Source organism: Streptomyces sp. NPDC048411, assembly GCF_040704695.1.
Lineage (GTDB): Bacteria > Actinomycetota > Actinomycetes > Streptomycetales > Streptomycetaceae > Streptomyces.
In genome coordinates, this window is record NZ_JBEZKL010000051.1 from 44,837 (window position 1) to 51,160 (window position 6,324).

Below are 6,324 nucleotides of genomic sequence, written 5' to 3' on the forward strand. Positions count from 1 at the left end.
GCCCCCCGCTCGCAGGGAACAGCTGTCCGCTATACGGGCACCGGGCTCACACATGGTGCACACGCGCGTACGCACCCGCGACGGCTCCGCCCCGTCAGCCCCGACGCCGGTCCCGCACCTCCCGCGCCAGCGCCACGAGCAGCATCAGGCCGGTCGCCCCCGCCGACCACAGCACCTGCGGCCGCGCCACGTCATCCGTCAGCATCAGCACGAGCACGGCCACCAGGGCGACCAGGGTCAGCCAGGTCAGCCAGGGGAAGAACCACATCCGCAGTGTCAGGGCCTCGGGTGCTTCCCGTTCGATACGGCGGCGCAGCCGCAGTTGGGACGCGGCGATCAGCCCCCATACGAACAGCAGCACCGCGCCCACCGAGTTGAGCAGATAGAGGAAGACGGAGTCGGGCCACTTCAGATTGAGGAGTACGGAGACGAAGCCGAAGGCGACCGAGGCGAGCACCGCGCGCCGTGGCACTCCGCCCTCGCCGCCTCGGCCGCCCGACACCTTGAGCAGCCCGCGCGGCCCCTCGCCGCGCTCGGCCAGCGAGAAGATCATCCGGGACGCGCCGTAGAGATTGGCGTTCAGTGCGGAGAGCAGCGCCACGAACACCACGATGTTCATGATCTGCCCGGCCGACGGCACCCCGATCGCGTCCAGGACCTTGACGTACGGGCTCAGACCGGCCTGCTGCGCGGTCCACGGCAGGACCGTCACGATCACCAGCATCGACCCGACGTAGAAGAAGAGGATGCGCACGACCGCGCTGCGCACGGCGCGTCCCACCGCGCGCGCCGGATCGTCGGTCTCGGCCGCCGCGATCGTCACGACCTCCAGTCCGCCGAACGCGAAGGCGACAGTCAGGACACCGGACACGACCCCGGCCCAGCCGTTCGGCAGGAAACCGCCCTGGCCGGTCAGGTTGGTCAGTCCTACCGGCTCCGTGTCCGGGAGCAGACCGAAAATGGCCAGCAGCCCGAGCACGAGGAAGAGCACGATCGCGGCGACCTTGAGCGCGGCGAACCAGAACTCGAACTCGCCGAAGTTCTTCACCGCGGTCAGATTGGCGACGGTGAACACCACCATGAACACCAGCACCCAGGCCCATTGGGCCACGGCCGGCACCCAGCCATGGGCGATCGTCGCGGCAGCGGTCGCCTCCACGGCGAGGACGATCACCAGCAGGAACCAGTAGAGCCAGCCCACACTGAACCCGGCCCACCGGCCGAGCGCCCGCTCCGCATGGACGGAGAACGAACCGGAGGCGGGCATCGCGGCGGACATCTCGCCGAGCATCCGCATCACCAGCATCGCGAGGCCGCCCGCGATCAGATACGACACGACGATGGCCGGGCCCGCGACGGCGATCCCGGCGCCCGAACCCACGAAGAGCCCGGCGCCGATCACCCCGCCCAGTCCGAGCATCGTCAGATGGCGCTGTTTCAGCCCGTGCGCCAGCGGTTCCGGCTGCCTGGGCTCCGTGGGGGGAGGGGCGTCGTGCATGGGGGTGCGGATCACTCTCGGATCATTCAACGGGTCCGGTAGCTGGGGGGACCCTCTTATGGGGAATCTACAGTCTCACGTTGCAGGACCCCGCCCGGCGGACAGCCCCCTGCCTGCCCTCACCTCAGTGACAAGCATCACGCCGTCGTGTGATTGCTCACCGGCCTTTGTGTGAACCCCACCAAGCCGTCAAGCGACGCTTTGTGGGCGGCTGATGGTGATCGAGCGTTAACCCGTGGGCTAACGTCACCCTCAGTCTGTCCCCACCTGCCCTCACCACCGCGGAGTCCCGATGAGCACTGCTGCCGCCGCCCCCGTCCGTACCGGAGCGGTCCTCGCCGACCTGCTGCCCGCAGCCCGGCACCGCTACGCCGTCGACACGGCCCTGGTGGTCGGCGGCGCCGCGCTCACCGGCATCGCGGCCCAGATAGCCGTCCCGGTCCCCGGCTCCCCGGTCCCCGTCACCGGCCAGACCTTCGCCGCGCTCCTCGTCGGCACCGCCCTCGGTGCCCGCCGCGGCTTCCTCTCCCTGGCCGTGTACGCGCTCGTCGGCATGGCGGGCATGCCGTGGTTCGCGGGCGGCAGCTCCGGCGCGGGCGGTGCCTCGTTCGGTTACGTCCTCGGCATGCTGCTCGCCGCCACCGTGGTCGGCGGCCTCGCCCGTCGCGGCGGCGACCGCTCGGTGCTGCGCACGGCGGGCACGATGGTGCTCGGCTCCGCGATCATCTACGCGGTCGGTGTCCCGTACCTGGCGCTTTCCACGGGGATGTCGGCGAGCGCCGCGATCGCGGCGGGCCTGGTGCCGTTCCTGCTCGGTGACGCGCTGAAGGCGGCCCTGGCGATGGGCGCGCTGCCCGCCGCCTGGAAGCTCGTCGGCCGCCGCGGCTGACCGGGGCACCAGCCCTCGTAAACCCCTCCGAAGAGGCTCGCCGGGTCGTACTGCGACACCACACCGGCGGGCCTCTTCCGCGTCCGCTCGTCGTGGAATCCCCCGGTACGGTCCCCGCCGCCGGCGTACCCGAACGTGCGGCCCAGCACTCCGAGTCCGCCGCCCAGCGGGTACGAGGCGGCGCCGACGCTGGGCACGGAGCCGTTCGGCGGGGCGAGGCCGTGCGCGGCGGCGGCCTCGACGACCCGGCCCCAGCGCACCCCCGCCCCGATCCGGGCGGTCCCGGCGGCGTCGACGCGTACGTCGTCCATCCGGTGCGTACTGATCAGCACCCCGCCGTCGGCGGCGCCGGCCAGACCGTGCCCGGTGGCCTGGCCGGCGACAGGCAGTCCGCGGGCGGCGGCGTACACGACGGCGGCCCGGACCTCGTCGGCACCGGTGGTGCCGACGAGGTCCGGGCCGGGGCGTGAAACCGGTCGGGAAGCCGGCCAGTTCCTCCATGTATCCGGGGTTGCCGGGGCGGAAGTTGAACTGGGCGGGCACCTGGTCGTTCTGGGGAGGCTCTCCGTTCGCCCAGTGACATCCGGCGGGAGAGCCTCCCCGGTATTACCTGACATCGGCCGTCAGGCAGGGACGGGCTCGGTCAGGCGTCGGCGGTCGCGTCCGCCGTGATGGCTCCGCTCCTGCGCTGCCGGACCTCACGTACCAGCGCGATCCCCACCACGATCGCCGCGACAAGCAGCGAGAGCAGCACCTGCTGACGGCCGCTGTCGTCGGTCAGCATGTAGACCAGCACGAACGAGATCATCGCGATGGTCGCCCAGGTCAGATATGGGAAGAGCCACATCCGTACGACCAGCTTCTCCGGCGACTCGCGCAGGATGATGCCCCGCATGCGCAGCTGGGTGAAGCAGATGACCAGCCAGACGAACAGGGCGACCGCACCGGACGAGTTCAGCAGGAACTGGAAGACGGTGTCCGGCCACTGGTAGTTGAAGAACACGGCGACGAAGCCGAAGACGACGGAGGACAGGATGGCCGCCTGCGGCACGCCCCGCTTGTTCGTCCGGGCGAACGCCTTCGGCGCGTCACCGCGGCCGCCGAGCGAGAACGCCATCCGCGAGGCCGTGTAGAGGCCGGAGTTGAGGCAGGACAGCACGGCCGTCAGCACGATGACGTCCATCACCTGGCCGGCGTGCGGGATACCGATCGAGTTCAGTGCGGCGACATAGCTGCCGTCCTTGAGGATCGACGCGTCGTTCCACGGAAGCAGCGTCAGCACGACGAAGATCGAGCCCAGGTAGAAGACGGCGATCCGCCAGATCACGCTGTTGGTGGCCTTCTGGACGGCGCGCTGCGGGTTCTCCGACTCGCCGGCCGCCAGCGTCACGATCTCGCTGCCCATGAACGAGAAGACGACCATCAGCACACCGGTGAGGATGGCGCCCGGCCCCTTGGGGAAGAACCCGCCGGTGTCCGTGAGATGCGCGAGCCCCGCGCCGGGGTTGTCCGAACCGGGCAGCACCCCGAAGACGGCGAGCAGTCCGACGACGACGAACGCGCCGATCGCCACGACCTTGATCCCGGCGAACCAGAACTCGAACTCTCCGTACGAAGAGACCGAGACCAGGTTCGTCGCGGTGAGCACCACCATCACGATCAGTGCCCACGCCCACTGCGGGACGCCCGGCACCCAGCCCTCCAGGATCTTGGCACCCGCCGTGGCTTCGACGGCGAGCACCACGACCCAGAAGAACCAGTACAGCCAGCCGATCGAGAAGCCGGCCCAGCGGCCGAGGGCCTGGTCGGCGTATGCAGAGAAGGAGCCCGAGCTCGGACGGGCCGCGGCCATTTCGCCCAGCATCCGCATCACGAAGACGACCATGAGGCCGACCAGCGCGTACGACAGCAGAATGGCGGGTCCCGCGGCGGCGATACCTGCGCCGGAGCCCACGAAGAGGCCGGCGCCGATCACCCCGCCGATGGCGATCATCGAGAGGTGCCGATTCTTGAGACCGGCCTGGAGCCCGTCGGAGGAGCCCGGCTTGTCCGCCCGGTCCGGCTCGCCGGGCTGGTGGCCCGGCCCTGCCAGAGTCGTCTGGGTCATGGATCGAATCCTTACGTTTTGGATATCACTCAGTTCCGTGGCTGTGCCGCTGCACGGTGGTCTGGATGGGGAGTCTCAGCATTGAAGCCTGTGGAACCCCGGAAGCGGAACCCCCTCTTCCGGATTGGTTGTCGGATTGTTGAGTGAGATTGCCCACGTACCCCGCACAAGGGCTCCGCGGCTCCGGCCGGCCCGGAGGGTCCCGACCCCGATGACGGCTACCCGGCGCCGCCCATGCCACACTCGGAACATGCGCGTGTACCTCGGCTCCGACCATGCCGGCTTCGAACTCAAGAACCACCTCGTCGAGTGGCTCACGGCCCAGGGCCACGAAGCCGTCGACTGTGGCCCCCACATCTACGACGCCCAGGACGACTACCCGCCGTTCTGCCTCCGCGCCGCCGAGAGGACGGCCGCGGACGCGGGCAGCCTCGGCATCGTGATCGGCGGCTCCGGCAACGGTGAGCAGATCGCCGCCAACAAGGTGAAGGGCGTACGCGCCGCACTCGCCTGGAGCGAGCAGACCGCCGCGCTCGGCCGCGAGCACAACAACGCCAACGTGGTGGCCATCGGTGGCCGGATGCACACGGTGGAGGAGTCGACGAAGTTCGTCGAGATCTTCCTCGCCACGCCGTACTCCGGTGAGGAGCGTCACACCCGTCGTATTGAGATGCTGACGGCGTACGAGACGACGGGCGAGCTTCCCCCGATCCCCGCCCACCACCCGCAGCAGGGCTGACCGCCCCACATCCCCTGTGCCGCCGGCCCGCCCGGCGGCACAGCCATGTCCCGACCCGACCGAGGAGAGCCACCGCCGTGCCCGAGGGACACACGATCCACCGCCTGGCCGCGGACCATCGCGACCGGTTCGTGGGCGGGCCGGTGCGGGTGAGCAGCCCGCAGGGCAGGTTCGCGGACAGCGCGGCGCTCCTCGACGGCCGTGCGTTCACCGGCGTCGACGCGCACGGCAAGCACCTGTTCCTCGGTTTCGAGGACTTCGGCTGGGTCCACATCCACCTGGGACTGTTCGGCAAGCTCCACTTCGGTACGGCACCGGTACCGCCGCCCACCGACACGGTCCGCCTGCGCCTGGCCAACGACGAACACCACGCGGATCTGCGCGGTCCGACCACCTGCGCCCTGATCACGGAACCCGAGAAGCGCGCGATACACGACCGGCTGGGCCCGGACCCGCTACGGACCGACGAGGACGGCGAACGCGCCTGGCAGCGGATCTCGCGCAGCCGCATCACCGTCGCCGCCCTGCTGATGGACCAGAAGGTCATCGCCGGCGTCGGCAACGTCTACCGCGCCGAGGTCCTCTTCCGCCACGGCATCGACCCGTACCGACTGGGCAAGGACCTCACCCGTGCGGAGTGGGACGCGATGTGGGACGACCTGGTGATGCTGATGCGCGAGGGTGTGCGGAACAACCGCATCGACACGGTCCGCCCCGAGCACCTTCCTGAGGCGATGGGCCGCGCGCCGCGGGTGGACGACCACGGGGGCGAGGTGTACGTGTACCGCCGGACGCACCAGCCGTGCCACATCTGCGGCACGGAGGTCCGCACGGCGGACCTGGCAGCCCGCAACCTCTTCTGGTGCCCCGCCTGCCAGCCGCACTAGTTGTTCTGTCCCGTCGCGCCGCCCAGCGCGCCCGCACTGGACGACGCTCCTCATGGGGCAAGCGTTGCCGGTCACGGCATTGGTCGACCCCGCCCGGCAGCACACCCTGCTAGGGCGTGTTTCGAAAGTCCCGCCTGCCAGACGACGCCTGGCACGCACGCTCGCTGCGTTGTCGGGCTCGCCCCGATACACCCAGTATCGGGG

At 70.2% G+C, this 6,324-nt stretch carries 5 protein-coding genes and 1 pseudogene; 3 read left to right on the top strand and 3 right to left on the bottom strand.

Annotated features, from left to right (window positions below; genetic code table 11):
- Positions 1 to 94: 94 nt before the first annotated feature.
- Complete coding sequence (locus AB0915_RS19675; RefSeq protein ID WP_366692301.1) at positions 95 to 1,498, bottom strand: amino acid permease; 1,404 nt, start codon at positions 1,496 to 1,498, stop codon at positions 95 to 97.
- Between the two features lie 292 nt (positions 1,499 to 1,790).
- Here AB0915_RS19675 and AB0915_RS19680 point away from each other — a divergent pair, with 292 nt between their 5' ends.
- Positions 1,791 to 2,387: a biotin transporter BioY gene (locus tag AB0915_RS19680; protein ID WP_366132476.1), complete on the top strand. Its 597-nt coding sequence runs from the start codon at positions 1,791 to 1,793 to the stop codon at positions 2,385 to 2,387.
- A gap of 122 nt (positions 2,388 to 2,509) precedes the next feature.
- Here AB0915_RS19680 and AB0915_RS19685 read toward each other — a convergent pair.
- Both AB0915_RS19685 and AB0915_RS19690 read right to left on the bottom strand, forming a co-directional pair.
- Positions 2,510 to 2,888: pseudogene (locus AB0915_RS19685) on the bottom strand (FAD-binding protein); the annotation flags it as partial.
- Positions 2,889 to 3,030: 142 nt separating this feature from the next.
- A complete protein-coding gene (locus AB0915_RS19690; RefSeq protein WP_366692297.1) occupies positions 3,031 to 4,494 on the bottom strand; it encodes an amino acid permease in 1,464 nt (487 codons plus the stop codon).
- A gap of 250 nt (positions 4,495 to 4,744) precedes the next feature.
- On the opposite strand from AB0915_RS19690, the gene AB0915_RS19695 reads away from it, so the two are divergent.
- Both AB0915_RS19695 and AB0915_RS19700 read left to right on the top strand, forming a co-directional pair.
- The gene (locus AB0915_RS19695) at positions 4,745 to 5,233 is read left to right on the top strand and encodes a ribose-5-phosphate isomerase (RefSeq protein WP_366692298.1); all 489 of its coding nucleotides are present in this window, start codon (positions 4,745 to 4,747) and stop codon (positions 5,231 to 5,233) included.
- 77 nt (positions 5,234 to 5,310) lie between these two features.
- Entirely contained in the window at positions 5,311 to 6,120 is an 810-nt protein-coding gene (locus tag AB0915_RS19700; RefSeq protein ID WP_366692299.1) for a DNA-formamidopyrimidine glycosylase family protein, read from the top strand.
- Positions 6,121 to 6,324 lie beyond the last annotated feature (204 nt).

Bases quoted from the DNA above. Each gene is read 5' to 3' on its own strand.
- AB0915_RS19675 (WP_366692301.1), bottom strand. From the start codon at position 1,498: ATGCACGACGCCCCTCCCCCCACGGAGCCCAGGCAGCCGGAACCGCTG.
- AB0915_RS19680 (WP_366132476.1), top strand. From the start codon at position 1,791: ATGAGCACTGCTGCCGCCGCCCCCGTCCGTACCGGAGCGGTCCTCGCC.
- AB0915_RS19690 (WP_366692297.1), bottom strand. From the start codon at position 4,494: ATGACCCAGACGACTCTGGCAGGGCCGGGCCACCAGCCCGGCGAGCCG.
- AB0915_RS19695 (WP_366692298.1), top strand. From the start codon at position 4,745: ATGCGCGTGTACCTCGGCTCCGACCATGCCGGCTTCGAACTCAAGAAC.